Annotated in this window: 14 protein-coding genes; 7 read left to right on the forward strand and 7 right to left on the reverse strand. The window is 73.5% G+C overall.

All coding sequences use genetic code 11. The features are described from left to right. A partial coding sequence (locus tag Ae331Ps2_RS28985; protein ID WP_139319267.1) for a transposase family protein occupies positions 1–390 on the forward strand: 390 nt, incomplete at its 5' end. Between the two features lie 90 nt (positions 391–480). Here Ae331Ps2_RS28985 and Ae331Ps2_RS28990 read toward each other — a convergent pair. Then, the gene (locus Ae331Ps2_RS28990; protein ID WP_075313199.1) at positions 481–1557 is read right to left on the reverse strand and encodes an MFS transporter; all 1077 of its coding nucleotides are present in this window, start codon (positions 1555–1557) and stop codon (positions 481–483) included. A 186-nt stretch (positions 1558–1743) separates the two neighbouring features. Between Ae331Ps2_RS28990 and Ae331Ps2_RS28995 the strand changes: the two genes are divergently transcribed. From Ae331Ps2_RS28995 to Ae331Ps2_RS32315, 6 genes are all read left to right on the forward strand, one after another. Continuing rightward, positions 1744–2778: an ABC transporter substrate-binding protein gene (locus tag Ae331Ps2_RS28995; RefSeq protein WP_075313198.1), complete on the forward strand. Its 1035-nt coding sequence runs from the start codon at positions 1744–1746 to the stop codon at positions 2776–2778. Then, on the forward strand, positions 2775–3896 hold the full coding sequence (locus tag Ae331Ps2_RS29000) for an iron ABC transporter permease (RefSeq protein WP_249265290.1): 1122 nt from the start codon (positions 2775–2777) through the stop codon (positions 3894–3896). The genes Ae331Ps2_RS28995 and Ae331Ps2_RS29000 overlap by 4 nt, the downstream gene beginning before the upstream one ends. After that, a complete protein-coding gene (locus Ae331Ps2_RS29005) occupies positions 3893–4684 on the forward strand; it encodes an ABC transporter ATP-binding protein (RefSeq protein ID WP_075313196.1) in 792 nt (263 codons plus the stop codon). The genes Ae331Ps2_RS29000 and Ae331Ps2_RS29005 overlap by 4 nt, the downstream gene beginning before the upstream one ends. A gap of 116 nt (positions 4685–4800) precedes the next feature. Continuing rightward, positions 4801–5031 (forward strand): hypothetical protein, encoded by a 231-nt coding sequence (locus tag Ae331Ps2_RS29010; RefSeq protein ID WP_139319119.1) that lies wholly within the window; start codon positions 4801–4803, stop codon positions 5029–5031. Next, entirely contained in the window at positions 5028–5429 is a 402-nt protein-coding gene (locus tag Ae331Ps2_RS29015; protein WP_083696412.1) for a type II toxin-antitoxin system VapC family toxin, read from the forward strand. The genes Ae331Ps2_RS29010 and Ae331Ps2_RS29015 overlap by 4 nt, the downstream gene beginning before the upstream one ends. A gap of 99 nt (positions 5430–5528) precedes the next feature. Further along, the gene (locus tag Ae331Ps2_RS32315; RefSeq protein ID WP_075313191.1) at positions 5529–5996 is read left to right on the forward strand and encodes a hypothetical protein; all 468 of its coding nucleotides are present in this window, start codon (positions 5529–5531) and stop codon (positions 5994–5996) included. Here Ae331Ps2_RS32315 and Ae331Ps2_RS34430 read toward each other — a convergent pair. The 6 genes from Ae331Ps2_RS34430 to Ae331Ps2_RS29050 all read right to left on the reverse strand — a co-directional run. Beyond that, positions 5968–6483, reverse strand: coding sequence for a sigma factor (locus Ae331Ps2_RS34430; RefSeq protein WP_083696413.1), 516 nt, complete (start codon positions 6481–6483; stop codon positions 5968–5970). The two genes, Ae331Ps2_RS32315 and Ae331Ps2_RS34430, sit on opposite strands and share 29 nt — an antisense overlap. Before the next feature lie 384 nt (positions 6484–6867). Continuing rightward, a complete protein-coding gene (locus Ae331Ps2_RS29030) occupies positions 6868–8166 on the reverse strand; it encodes an alpha/beta hydrolase family protein (RefSeq protein WP_075313263.1) in 1299 nt (432 codons plus the stop codon). Between the two features lie 11 nt (positions 8167–8177). After that, complete coding sequence (locus Ae331Ps2_RS29035; protein ID WP_170918346.1) at positions 8178–10379, reverse strand: phosphatidylglycerol lysyltransferase domain-containing protein; 2202 nt, start codon at positions 10377–10379, stop codon at positions 8178–8180. Beyond that, positions 10364–11317: a hypothetical protein gene (locus tag Ae331Ps2_RS34435; RefSeq protein ID WP_371335820.1), complete on the reverse strand. Its 954-nt coding sequence runs from the start codon at positions 11315–11317 to the stop codon at positions 10364–10366. Before Ae331Ps2_RS34435 ends, Ae331Ps2_RS29035 begins: the two co-directional genes overlap by 16 nt. A gap of 11 nt (positions 11318–11328) precedes the next feature. Further along, positions 11329–11775, reverse strand: a complete 447-nt coding sequence (locus Ae331Ps2_RS29045; protein ID WP_075313173.1) for a DoxX family protein — start codon at positions 11773–11775, stop codon at positions 11329–11331. Positions 11776–12201: 426 nt separating this feature from the next. Further along, positions 12202–12583 (reverse strand): hypothetical protein (locus Ae331Ps2_RS29050; protein WP_371336477.1); only part of this gene is annotated, 382 nt, incomplete at its 5' end.

A 12583-nucleotide genomic window follows, 5' to 3' on the forward strand; every position in this document is an offset into this window, starting at 1 on the left:
ATCGCCGACCCCGCCGGCAGGTTGGTGTGGATCTCGCCGCCGTTGCCCGGGGCGCGGCACGACATGGGCGCCGCTCGCGAGCACGGCATCATCGACGCCCTCACCGAGCATGAGATCCCGGCGGCGGCCGACACCGCCTACCAGGGCGCCGGACCCACCGTCGCGGTCCCGCAGCGCCGCCGCCGCAAGGATCCCGACACCGGCCGCTACCGAGGTCTGTCGACGAACCAGAAGGCCGTCAACGCCGCGCACGCCCGCCGCCGCGGCCCCGGCGAGCGGGCCAACGCCGAGCTGAAGAACTGGAAGATCCTGCGCAAGATCCGATCCAGCCCCAACCGGGCCGGCGACCTCATCGCCGCAGTTCAGAGCCTCATGATCGCCAACGCTTGATCAGGTTGGCAAAGGCTCAGTGCCTCAGCGAGGGCTGGGTCGACCATCATCTCGGCTTCGGCTTCGGCTTGGTGAGGCGGCGGTAGCAGATCAGTCGACCGGGTTCCAGGACTCCGCGTCGGGCAGCCCGGCGAGCACCGCGAAGCCGACCGCGGCGAGGACGCCGCCCGCGATGGCGACCGCACGCGGAGAGTAGCGGTCGGCGAGCCGGCCCGCCGCAGGCCCGGCCACGACCATCCCCAGCGGGAACGCCAACAGCGCCAGCCCGGCGGCGGCGGGCCCGGAGCCCCCGGTCTGCAGCCCGACGGCGACCAGGTACGAGGCGGCCGCGAACGCCCCGGCGAGCAGCGCCACAGCCACGGCGGGCGCAGCGCCACGCGGTAGCAGCGCCGCGGCGACCGAGCGGGCCCCGGGGCGCGACGCCCACGTGGCGAGCGCAGCGACCGCGACCGCGACCGCCGTGGCCACCACCGCCGGACCGGTGAGGACACCGGTGGCGACCGCACACGCGAGTCCGAGACCGGTGATGAGCAGAGCGGCGTCGGCCAGGCCAGGCCCGTCCGGTCCGGTGAACCTCCCGGCGGGGATCCGGGACCGGCGGACCAGCACGACAGCGAGTAGCGACACCAGTACCGCGGGGACGAACGCGACGCGCCAGCCCGCCAGCTCGATCAGCGGCCCGCCCACCGCGGGGCCCAGCACCCCGCCGACCGGCCCGGCCGTCGCGGGCACCGCCATCGCCCGGCCCCGCCGCTGCGGGGCGACCGCGGCCATCGCGAGCACCGGCATCAGCACCATCAGCACTGCGCCGCCCACACCCTGCAGCCCGCGCAGGCCGACCAGCACCGGCAGCGACGGCGCGACCACGGCCGCGAAGTTCGCAGCGGCGAAGATACCGACGGCCGCAATCAGCGCGGGCCGCACGGCGACCCGGTCCAACCATTGTCCCGCGGGCAGCAGCAACGCCACGGCCGGGATCGCGTACGCAAGCACGACCCACTGGACCGGCCGGGGATCGGCGCCGAAGCCGTCCGCGATCCGCGGCAGGGCAACGGTGGCGACGTTCATGTCGAACATCGCCACGAACGACAGCAGTCCCGCGACTGCGACCGCGGCCCGGTCGTCACGTACCCCGCCGACGGGGTCCGCCGCTGTGCCTCCGGCCATCTCGTGCCCCCGATTCTCCACTGTCGAGTGACGAGTCGTGACCAGGCGGGGTCGAGTTCCCGGGCCTTACGGCCGAACGGCGCGATGCATATCATACAGGAGTGCCGACGAACGGAGGAACCGGACGCTCCCGAACTGCGACTCGTGAGGTGTTCCGACGACGATTCTGATGAAGGGCGTGTGAGGGTGCGACGACATCGACGGGCGATCACGACGGCGCTGGCCGCCGTCGCCACGGCCGTGCTGCTGGCCGGGTGCGGCGGCGGTGGACCGGCCGCCGGCGACCACGCGGGCCACGAGGGCATGGACACGAGCGGGTCGTCCGCGGGCGGGGCAGGCCACCCGGCCGCGCCCGCCTGCCCGCCGGTGCCGCAGCTCGCGGCCGCGCCGGAGCGCGTGGTCACCATGGACGGCGGCGCCGCCGCGATCCTGACCGCGCTCGGCCAGCGTGAGCGGATCGTCGGCACCGCGGCCCCGGACTTCTTCACCGCCTTCACCGGAGCCGAGCGGAGCGAGCTCGACTCGATCCCGGTGCTGGACCCCGGACAGGGCAACACCGAGTCGGTCGTTGCGGCGAAGCCCGACCTCGTGGTCGGCATCTCGAGCTACAGCTTCGGGGGTTTCGACGGCACCCCCTCGGTGGAACGGCTGCAGCAGGCCGGCGCGGCCAGCCTCGTGGCCTGCGACGACGCCCCTTCGCCGGTGCAGAACATCGACGACACCTACACGTTCGTCCAGCAGACCGCGGCCGTGTTCGGCGCGGAGGCGCAGGGCACGCAGCTCGTCGACCGGATCAAGGCCCAGGTCGCGGCCGCGACCCCCGCCCCCGGCACCGCACCGGTGCGGGTGTTGGCGCTGTCCTCGGCCCCGCAGACCGGTCAGCCGCTGATGACCCAGGGCGGCTCCGGGCTCGCCAACGGCATCATCACCCTCGCCGGCGGGCAGAACATCGCCGCCGACCAGGACAGCGACTTCGCGAGCCTGTCCGCCGAGCAGGTCGCCGCCCTCGACCCGCAGGCGATCGTGGTGATCACCGGATTCTCCCCGCAGAGCGACGCCGAGCTGACCGCGGCCATCCGGTCCAGCCCCGCCCTCGCCTCGACGACCGCGGTGCGCGAGAACCGGCTGGTCACCGTCCCGCAGTCGATCACCCTGTCCCCCAGCGTGCTCAACGGGCACGCCGTCGCCACCATCGCGAAGGGCATCCACGGCACCGGATGACCATGCATGAGGAGGCGGCGGGGACCGGCGGCCTGCTGGGCCGGGTGCCGCCGGACCGGCCGGTCCCTGCGGCCGGCGGCCTGCTCGGCCGGGTGCCGCCGGCGGCCGTGCTCGCCGGGCTGCTCCTCGCCCTGCTGGCCTCGGTCGTCGTCGCGATCGGCCTCGGCCCGGTGTCGATCCCGCCCGGCCGGGTGCTCGACGCCGTGACCGCCCACCTGACCGGCGGTGTGTCGGGGATCGACCGGGCCGAGGACTTCATCGTCTGGGAGCTGCGCACCCCACGTGTGCTGCTCGGTGTCGTCGTGGGGGCCGGGCTCGCCGTCGCCGGATTGCTGGTGCAGGCCATGGTCCGCAACCCGATCGGCGACCCCTATATCCTGGGGCTGTCGTCGGGGGCCTCGGTCGGCGCGGTCCTGGTCATCACCACGATCGGCACCGCGACGGCCGGGCTGTTCACGCTGCCCGCCGCGGCCTTCACCGGTGCGCTGCTCACGGGGCTGGGCGTCTTCGTCCTGTCCCGGGTCCGCGGGCGCCTGCACGCGACCCGGATGGTGCTGGCCGGGGTCGCGGTCGGGCAGCTGCTGGGCGGTATCACCTCCTTCCTGCTGCTGCGCACCCGCAACACCGACGCCCAGCAGCAGGTCCTGTTCTGGATGCTCGGAAGCCTGGCCGGGGCCCGCTGGGACCTGCTCGCACTGTCCGCCGCGATCGTCGGCGTGCTTCTGGTGCCCCTGTGGTGGCAGGCGAACCGGGTCAACCTGCTCGTCCTCGGCGACGACACGGCGTCGGCGCTGGGCACCGACCCCACCCGGCTGCGGGCGGCCCTGTTCGTCCTCACCGGACTGCTCACCGGGGCGGTGGTGGCGGTGTCGGGCAGCATCGGGTTCGTCGGTCTCGTCGTCCCGAACCTGGCCCGGCTGCTGTTCGGCGCCGACCACCGCCGCACCCTGCCGGTGTGCGTGCTGCTCGGCGCGCTCGTCGTGGTCTGGTCCGACACCGCCGCCAGGCTCGTGCTCGCTCCGACCGAGCTGCCGATCGGCATCCTCACCGCCGCGATCGGCGTGCCGTTCTTCCTCTGGGTGCTGCGCCGCAGCGCGACGGGGGCGGTGGGCGTGTGAGCGCCCGGCTCGTGATCGACGGCGTCAGCGTCGGCCACGGCGGGGACCGGGTCGTGCACGACGCGACGCTGACCGTCCCCGACGGTGCCGTCCTCGCTCTCGTCGGGCCCAATGGGTCGGGCAAGTCCACCCTGCTCAAGACCCTGTACCGGGTGCTCAAGCCGCTGCGGGGGCACCTGCTCCTCGGTGACGACGACCTGGCCGCGATGGCGCACCGCGACAACGCGCGCGCGGTCGGGGTGCTCTCCCAGGACGACACCGGCGGGTTCGACTTCACCGCGTGGGAGGCCGTCATGCTCGGCCGCTCCCCCCACCTGGGGACCTTCGGCCGACCCGGGCCCGGTGATGCCGCCGTCGTCGCCGACGCCCTGGCCCGCACCGGATGCACCGCGTTCGCCGCCCGCCCGCTGTCGGAGCTGTCCGGCGGGGAACGGCAGCGGGTGCTGCTGGCCCGCGCACTGGCCCAGCAGCCTCGGGTGCTGGTACTCGACGAGCCCACCAACCACCTCGACCCCCGCCATCAGCTCGGGGTCCTGCGCCTGGCCCGCGACATCGGGACCACCGTCGTCGCGGCGCTGCACTCGCTCGACCTCGCCGCGCAGTACGCCGACCTGGTCGCGGTGCTGTCAGCGGGCCGCATCGCCGCGGTCGGCCCGCCGGCCGAGGTGCTGACCCCCGGCCTGCTCGCTGCGCACTTCCGGGTCGACGGGTCGATCGTCGCCGACCCGGTGACCGGGGCGCCCCGGGTACTGCTGCGCGAGCTGGACGCCGGTCAGGCCACCTTGTGACCGCACCTGCACCGGAGACCGTCCTGGCAGCCACAACCGCAGCCGCACCCGGACGCCAGATGATCCCCGAAACCACCCCGTTGCCCTGCGACTGCGATTGGTGCCATAGTGGCGCCATGAAGCGGATGAATCTGCGGGATGTTCCCGACGATGTCTACGCTGCGCTCGCTGCAACTGCCGAGGCGAACCGGCAGTCGTTGTCGGCATTCGTGGTTGACCGGCTCACCGAGGTCGCCCAGGTGACCCGGCTGGACAACTACGTGGCCTCCTACCAGCCGCCGCAGGGCAGCGGGCTCACCCTCGACGACGCGACCGCGGTGGTGAGGGAGGTGCGCGAGGCCTCGTGAGCCTGGCCGTGATCGATGCTTCGGTACTGGCCGCCTTCTACGCGGCCGATGATTCTCGTCGCGATGTGGTCGCGGCTCGCCTGGCAACCGGCGACGCCCTGTTCGCTCCTGCTCACCTCGACGCTGAGGTGGTCTCCGCGTTACGGGGTATGGCCCGCCGCAGCTCCGTGCTGCATGCCGCGATACCCGCCGCGTTACGGCACCTGGCGGATTTCCCCATCCGCCGCATGCCACTGGCTCCGCTACTGGAGCGCATCTGGGAGCTCCAAGACAACATCACTCCCTACGACGCTGCCTACGTTGCGCTCGCCGAACGTCTCGGTGGCCCCCTGGTCACCGGAGACGGCAAACTCGTCGCAGCGAGCGGAGCTCGCTGTACCTTCGACCTCATCACGTGATCGGCATCCGCAGACCCCCCTACGGCACCGGGGCAGGCTGGCGAAGGATGTGGATACGTGCCTACCGGCGGTGGGCGGACCGGAAAGAGACGGGCTGGCGTGAGCGAGTACCAGTACTATGAGTTCCTTGCGTTGGACCGGCCGCTCACCGAGCGGGAGCAGGCCGAGGTGCGGGCGTTGTCAACGCGGGCGCAGATCAGTGCGACCAGATTCACGAACGAGTATCACTGGGGCGATTTCGGTGGTGATCCACTCCGGATGGTGGAGCGCTACTACGACGCCCATCTCCACTTCGCGAACTGGGGCAGCCGGACGTTGATGTTCAGGCTGTCTCTGGCGGTGTTCGATGTCGAGACGGTCGACCCGTATCTGGTCGATTCACTGGTCACCGTGTGGGACACCGACGAGCACATGATCCTGGGGCTGCACAGCGAGGACGAGGGCGCGGACTTTTTCGCCCGCCTGGCCGCCGCCGACGAGGACACCGTGCGCGATGTGATCCACGCGTTCAACGAGCGGGGCTGGCCGCGCTGGACCCTCAGTGGGCGGGAGGTCGTCCCCGCCTGATCAGTGACGCCGACATCGCGTTCATCGTCACGACGGCCACCACCCGCCCGGACAAGCTGGACCAGACACGGAGTTGGGCGCGCTGGCGGTTACGCACGGCGGTACGCGCGGTGTTCTCGATGATCGTGCGCAGCCAAGCCCCGACCGAGCTGCGCCCGGCGTAGGTGTGTGCACCACGGAACGCGCGCAGTAGGCCGTCCTGGACCGCGTCGTCGGCGTCGTGGTGGTTCTCGAGGACTCGTAGGGCCACGATCCGCAGCAGCGTGCGGTGCCGCCGGATCAGTTCGTTGAACGACTGCGGGTCGCCCTCCAGATGGGCACGCAGCAGGTCGGCGTCTGCAACCGGCGCAGGTGCTCTAGGGGAATCGCCGGCAGCAGCGCTGGTGCCGACGGTCGTGCTACCCGGAGTCGCCGGGCAGCGGCGGGCAGCTACGGGGGCGTCGGCACGTCGAGTGAGCGGGATCGATCCTTCGGGGGGATCGATGATCTGGGCCGTCGCGCTCGAGGCGGTCTACACCAGGGGGCAGCGCCGACGCCGATGAGCAGAGGAAACTACCTGGTCAGGCCGTGTCTATAGCGGCGTCAAATCTCGTCGACTGAGATCGCGACCCCTCTGCCCGCGCAGGTAGGACTACCTTTCGAAGAGATCGCCCCCGAGGTAGACATCCCAGGGACCGTCGACGTCGCCTCGATCAGGATCTGGCTACGAGATCCCGTCCCATGATCCGCGGGACACGCTCTAATGCGCAGTAGCAGCGACATGCTTCTCCGGACGGCCACCGGTGTGGGCATCGGGCAACAGGGGCTCGATCAGCGCCCACCCGCTCCCGGGCTGCACCCCGGTTGGGTGAAGGTGGGCATCTGAGCGGGATCAGGGCAGGCCGGTGCGGGCGGCGATGTCGGGCAGCGCGAGCTGCAGGGCGGCGGTGGCCACGGCCCAGGAGTGCCCGCCGGGCAGCACGAGGTGGCGGACCTGCATCCCCGACGAGCGTGCGAGATCGACGAGCCGGGCGGACTTTGCGACGTCGTCGCCCTCCTCGGACCCGACGACGACGGTGCCGGACACCCCGTCGTATCGGCGGGCGCGCAGCAGGTCGGCCGGGTTGACCGCGCGGAACCGGGCGTCGTCGCCGCCGAACAGCGCGCGCACCGTCTGGTCCCGGGTGCCCAGGGACGGCTCGTCCTGCCCGCCGATGTCGAGGAACGCCGGGTAGACCCCGGGGGCGCGCACGGCGAGCTGCAGGGCGCAGGTGCCGCCGTAGGAGAACCCGCCGATGGTCCAGTGCCGGGGGTCGCTCTCCACGTCGAAGCGGGCGCGGATCCAGTCCGGTACGTCGCGACGCAGGTAGGTCTCGACGGCGCCGCGGGGGGAGTCGACACAGAGCGGGTTGGCGAACGTGGAGCCGGTCGCGTCCGGGACGACGACGATCGGCGCGAGCCCGCGGCGCGCCGCGGCGAACACGTCGAGCACCGCGGCCAGCCGCCCGGCGGTCAGCCAGTCCCGGGGTGCTCCGGGCTGGCCCGCCACCAGGACGAGGACGGGCAGGCGCGGTGCGCCGGGGACGAGCGCGGCGGGCGGGAGGTAGACGAGCGCCGGGCGCGCGGCGAAGCCCGACACGGGGGCGGGGACGGGCAGGTCGAGTACGGCACCCCGGTCGGGCAGATCAGGGGGCGCGACCCACCGGACCGGCGCGACGGCGGTACCGGTGCGGTGCGGGACCCGCGCAGGGTCCAGCGCGTTCGGGTCGGCCAGGCCCAGCAGCGGCCGCGGGGTCGGGTAGTAGCCGTAGATCGCGTTGACCTTGACGCCGCTGGTCGCCAGGACCAGCACCACCGCCGGGACGACGAGCAGCCGAGTGTCCCGGCCACCCCGTCGAGCGGCCACCACCCCGGCGAGCACCGCCGCGATCGCGACCCCCGACCAGACGAACAGCCGGGCCGGGAGCACGTCCGGTGTCGGGCGCCAGAGCACGTTCAGCACGAGCGCGGCCACCGCCGGGAGGAGGACCGCCACGGCGACGACGAGCACGGCCGGGCGGAGCCACCGCCGGCCGCGCGGCCAGGCGAGGAACACCGCCGCGGCGGCACCGGCGATCGAGATCGCCAGCGGCAGCCCGCCGGCGACGAGCGACAGGTCGAGGACCGAGCGCACCGGCAACGGTGGCGGCATCGGGGCGACGGTCACCGGTTGCCCCGGTCGCCGTCGCCGGCGTCGGGTGGGGTCCGGCCGCCCTGCGGCCCGTCGACCGTGGCCCCGGCGAGCGCGGCCAGGTCGGCACGCAGCGTCGCGAACGGCAGGACCCCGCGCTCGAACGCGGCGGTCACCGGACCCGGGCCCAGGAGGCGGTCGACGAACCCGGCGTCGGTGCGCCCGGAGGCGCCCTCCGCCACGTCCCGGCCGTCGGCGACGATGCGCCAGGCGTCGGCGGTCCCGGGGGACCACGGGCGTGGCCGGGCGAGCGGCGCGGTCGTCAGCGGCCGCCCGTCCTCGACCACGGCGGTCCGTCCCGGTACGGGTTCCGCGGGCAGGTCCGCGAGGACCGTGTCGAGGATCCCGCGGGCCGTGGTCGCGTCGGCCGGAGCCACGCGCAGATGCAGGACCGGGCCCGACGCGGACCGTTCCAGGTGGTAGACCCGCTCCGGTGCGCCGTCGGGTCCCGGACCCGGCGCACCCGGGAGGGCCGGGTGGGTCGGGGGCGCGGCGACCTCGGAGAACCCGGCTGCGAGCAGCGTGCGTTCCGCGGCGTCGGCGAGCGGATCGGGCCGCACCGGGCGGACCGGTGCGCCCAGCACCTGCCAGTCGGCGACCAGTACCGACAGCTCCCCGGACCGAGAGGTGACGACCTCGCCGCTGACCAGCACCAGGTCGTCCGGCTCGACGCCGTCCTTCCAGCGGGAGAGTGCCTCGGGGCCGACGGTGGCGGCCTCGACGATCACCTGGATCCGGGCGGGGCCCGAGCGCAGCGTGGCGAAGGCCAGCGCGCCGAACGTCCGCTGCGCACGGACCCGGCCCACGACGGTCGCCGGCTCGCCGGTCCGCACGTCGCGGTCCAGCCCGACGTGGCGGCGCTGCAGCGCGGCGACGTCATCGACCTCCCCGACCGGTCGGACCAGAGGAGCCAGGGCGAGGGAGCGGGCGCGCTCCGCGGACCGATCGGCGGTGTCACCCGGCGCTCCGATGCCGTCCACCCGGGCACGGAACCGGTCGTCGCGCCGGCGGGCGGCGGCGCGCCTGCCGACGCCACTCGGGCGCAGGAAGCCCTCCGCCGCACCGGCGGCGACCACGGCCCGGGCGGTGCCGCTGGACCAGCAGAGCAGGCGCGGGACCCAGTCGGGCTCGAAGGTGCGGCTGAAGCGGTGCAGCGACTCGATCTGCACGAACGAGGACACGCCGCGCAGCACCGTGCGCCGGGCCCGCTGGCCGGGTCCGGCACCCAGCCGCGCGCCGGACTCGAGCGCCTCCCGGAACACGACGAAGTTCAGCGACGCCCGGCGCACACCGAGCGTGGGGGCGACCGCGGCCAGCCTGCCGATCATGAACTCGGTCAGCCCCGCCGGGGCGTGCGACCCCCGGCGCATGACGTCGAGCGACAGACCGTCGGAGCCCCACGGTGCGAAGGTCAGCAGCCCGCAGGCGACGTCGTCCGGACCGAACGCCTCGACCAGAACGACGTCGGGGTCCGACGGGTCCGCCACGCGCCCGGAGGCCATCGAGAAGCCGCGTTCGATCGCGCTGTCGCGCCACCGCTCGGCACGGCGGTCGATCGCGTCGAGGTCGGCCGGGGGCACGTCGCGGACCCGCCGGACCGTCACCCGGAAGCCCTCGCCGTCCAGCCGCCGGACCGCGCGCCGGACTCGGCCCTCGCGGCCGCCGGTGCGGGCCAGCCGGGCGAGGTCCACGACGGCCTCGTCACCGATCCGGCGCACCCGCAGACCGTGCCGCCGGTACACCGCGGCGCCCCGCTCGCCCGCGGCGAGGACGACCGGCTGCCACCCGAAGCGGTGGGCCTCGGCCAGCCAGGCGGACACCGCCGCGGGCCAGCCGTCGACCGGACCGACCGGGTCGCCCGCCGCGACCGACGCGCCCGCGACGACCCGGTATGCGACGGCCGCGCGCCCGTCCGGTGCGAACATCACGCGCTTGTCCCGGCGGGTGGCGAACCAGGCCAGCGAGTCCGGCCCGCCGTGGGCGGCGACGAGCGCACGCACCCGCAGCTCGTCGTCCGCCGTCGCGGTGCCGTGTGCCCGTGCGCCGCGCAGGAAGACCGCGAGCGCACCCAGCAGCACCACACCACCGACGACGTCCAGTGCGGTGTCGAGCCAGCCACCGGCCGGGCTGCCCGCGACCAGCTCGAAGGTGCCCCCGGTCAACCGGTCGAGCACCCACACCAGGCGGGGCCCGGCCGCCCGGGGGCCCCGCCAACCGACGGGGCCACCAGCCAGCCCATCCCGACCGCCCCGCCGAGACCCGCGGTCAGGACAGCGGCTGCCCGCCGGTGTGCCCCGGGGGCGACGTGCGCGGCGAACTCGCCCCGGCGCGCGACGAGCAGCGCCGCCCACACGGTCGGAACAATCGTGCCGGCCCACTCGGCCGCCCCGGCGAGGGCCAGGACCAGCTCCCCGGCGGCGGAGAGGGCCAGGAGCACGACCAGGGCGAGCCACGCGGCCCGCTTGCCGGCGCGCAGGGCCGCCGCCAGCAGGACCAGGGCGAGACCGACCACGACGCTCGGTCCGATGGGGATGCCCACGAACCAGAACCACCGGTCCACCACGGGGCCCGCGGCTGCGAACCCCGCGCTCAGCTCCACCAAGCAGGACACCGCGGCCAGCGCGACCACGAGTGCGGACAGGGTCCTGACGGGTCTGTGGCGGGGACGCTCGGCACCAGCCGTCTGCAGTGTGGGCTCGGTTCGCATTCCCGCCCTCTCTTCGTTCCCGGTCCAGAGGTTCACACCGCGTGGTTGATCGAGCAGATTGCGCCGTCCGAGTGCGGTCCGGAGTTGGTGCGGCAGGCGCTGCTGGGCCCGGTGCCGGGAGGAGCGCATCGAGCCGCCGTCTGCGGCGCGGATAAGGAGCATGGTGGCCTCGGCGCTGCACCGCGCCGGGGAGGCCCTGTTCATCCGGGTCACCGCGCGGATCCCGCAGCCGGTCACCGAGCGGCTGCGGGCGCTGATCCCCGCCGGTGACGGCGAGGACGACGCGGACCGCGAATACCGCGAGCAGACCTCGACGGGTCGGGGCGTGGGGGTGGCCGGACGGGCGGGTCCGTCGCTCCTTGCGTTGATCAAGAGCGAAGCGGGCGCGGTCAGCCCGGAGAGCATGCTCACCGAGATCAGCTTGGGTCAGGCCAGGTCGCGGGTGGGGGTGTGTGGCGCCGGGTGCCCAGGATGGTGTCGACCGCCCAGGGTCCGGGGCCGGTGGCGGCGAGCAGGAGCGCTCCTGCGGCGATGACGCCGACCAGTTCCCAGCCGCCGTCGGTGACGAACACGGTTGTCGGGGAGTGGACGAGCACGACGGCTCCGGTCATGTTCACGACGACGATGACGGCGGCGATGGTGGTGGCAAACCCGACGATCAGCGCGGCACCACCGAGGAGCTCGATGGTCATCGCCGTCGCGGCTACGGCGGCGGGCGCAGGGACGCCCATCTGGGTGAAAGCGGTGACGACCTCGTTGAACCCGGTGGCTTTCTGCGCGCCGTGAGCGATCAGGACACCGCCGATCAGGAGCCGGGCGAGGAGGTGCGCAATCAACGCAACCGTCGGCGGAAGTGGGCGCATGACGGGTTCCCTTCACGATGGATACAGGCGGTCACGATAGTGGTGAGCAACGGGGCCGGCCCGGGTGAACCGCTGCGCCTGGACACCACCCCCGTTTACCCCGGGCCCGGGGCTTCCTAAGAGTTATCTGGAACAGTTCCAGTTTTATGGGGTGGCGCCAGCGCGGCGCTTCAAAGCGGTGGTGCGGTCGAGGTGGGCGAGTGTAGAGGCGCCGGTTCGGGACGTTGTCGTTGCCGGGCTGTCGGGGATGTGGGAGAGCCCCGCCCCGGGGGTGGGCACCCTGTGGGTCAGTGCCGTGGTCCCTCGGGGCGGGGCTCTGTCCTGTGCGCGGTCTGTGTGCTGTTGCTCGACAGAAGAGCAGACCGCGTGGTCGCCGGCGTGGTGAAGGTTGGGCCGTCGGCGAAGCAGTGCTGGGTGGTGCGGATGTTACTTGTGGCCCTTGACGGTGTCTCCGGCGGCGCCGGTCTGGGCGCAGTTGTCGGACTGGTCGGTGACCGAGTGTCCGGACTTCGCGGTGCCGGATCCGAGGATCCCGAGTGCGCCGGTGAGGCCGTTCGCGGCGGCGGCGTCCTCGATGGGGACCTGCAGCCCGATGAGGTTGAGCGGGATGTTGTTGTTGCAGGCCTGGATCGGGACGTTGATGTTGTTGCCGTTGAGGCCGGCGATCAGGCCCTCGGCGCTCTTGTCGATCCCGTCACCGTGGTCACCGCTGTGGGTGCCGTGGGCCATGGCCACCGGGGAGAGCGCCATCAGCGATGCGGCCGAGGCGGCGACGACGATCCCGGTCTTCTTCCACATGGGGTATGTC

Origin of the sequence: Pseudonocardia sp. Ae331_Ps2 (assembly GCF_001932405.1) — a bacterium.
Classification (GTDB): Bacteria; Actinomycetota; Actinomycetes; order Mycobacteriales; family Pseudonocardiaceae; genus Pseudonocardia.

What these genes read in the sequence shown, in the direction of transcription:
- Ae331Ps2_RS28990 (WP_075313199.1), bottom strand. Translation starts at nt 1,557, where the DNA reads ATGGCCGGAGGCACAGCGGCGGACCCCGTCGGCGGGGTACGTGACGAC.
- Ae331Ps2_RS29000 (WP_249265290.1), top strand. Translation starts at nt 2,775, where the DNA reads ATGACCATGCATGAGGAGGCGGCGGGGACCGGCGGCCTGCTGGGCCGG.
- Ae331Ps2_RS29010 (WP_139319119.1), top strand. Translation starts at nt 4,801, where the DNA reads ATGAAGCGGATGAATCTGCGGGATGTTCCCGACGATGTCTACGCTGCG.
- Ae331Ps2_RS29030 (WP_075313263.1), bottom strand. Translation starts at nt 8,166, where the DNA reads ATGCCGCCACCGTTGCCGGTGCGCTCGGTCCTCGACCTGTCGCTCGTC.
- Ae331Ps2_RS34435 (WP_371335820.1), bottom strand. Translation starts at nt 11,317, where the DNA reads ATGCTCTCCGGGCTGACCGCGCCCGCTTCGCTCTTGATCAACGCAAGG.
- Ae331Ps2_RS29045 (WP_075313173.1), bottom strand. Translation starts at nt 11,775, where the DNA reads ATGCGCCCACTTCCGCCGACGGTTGCGTTGATTGCGCACCTCCTCGCC.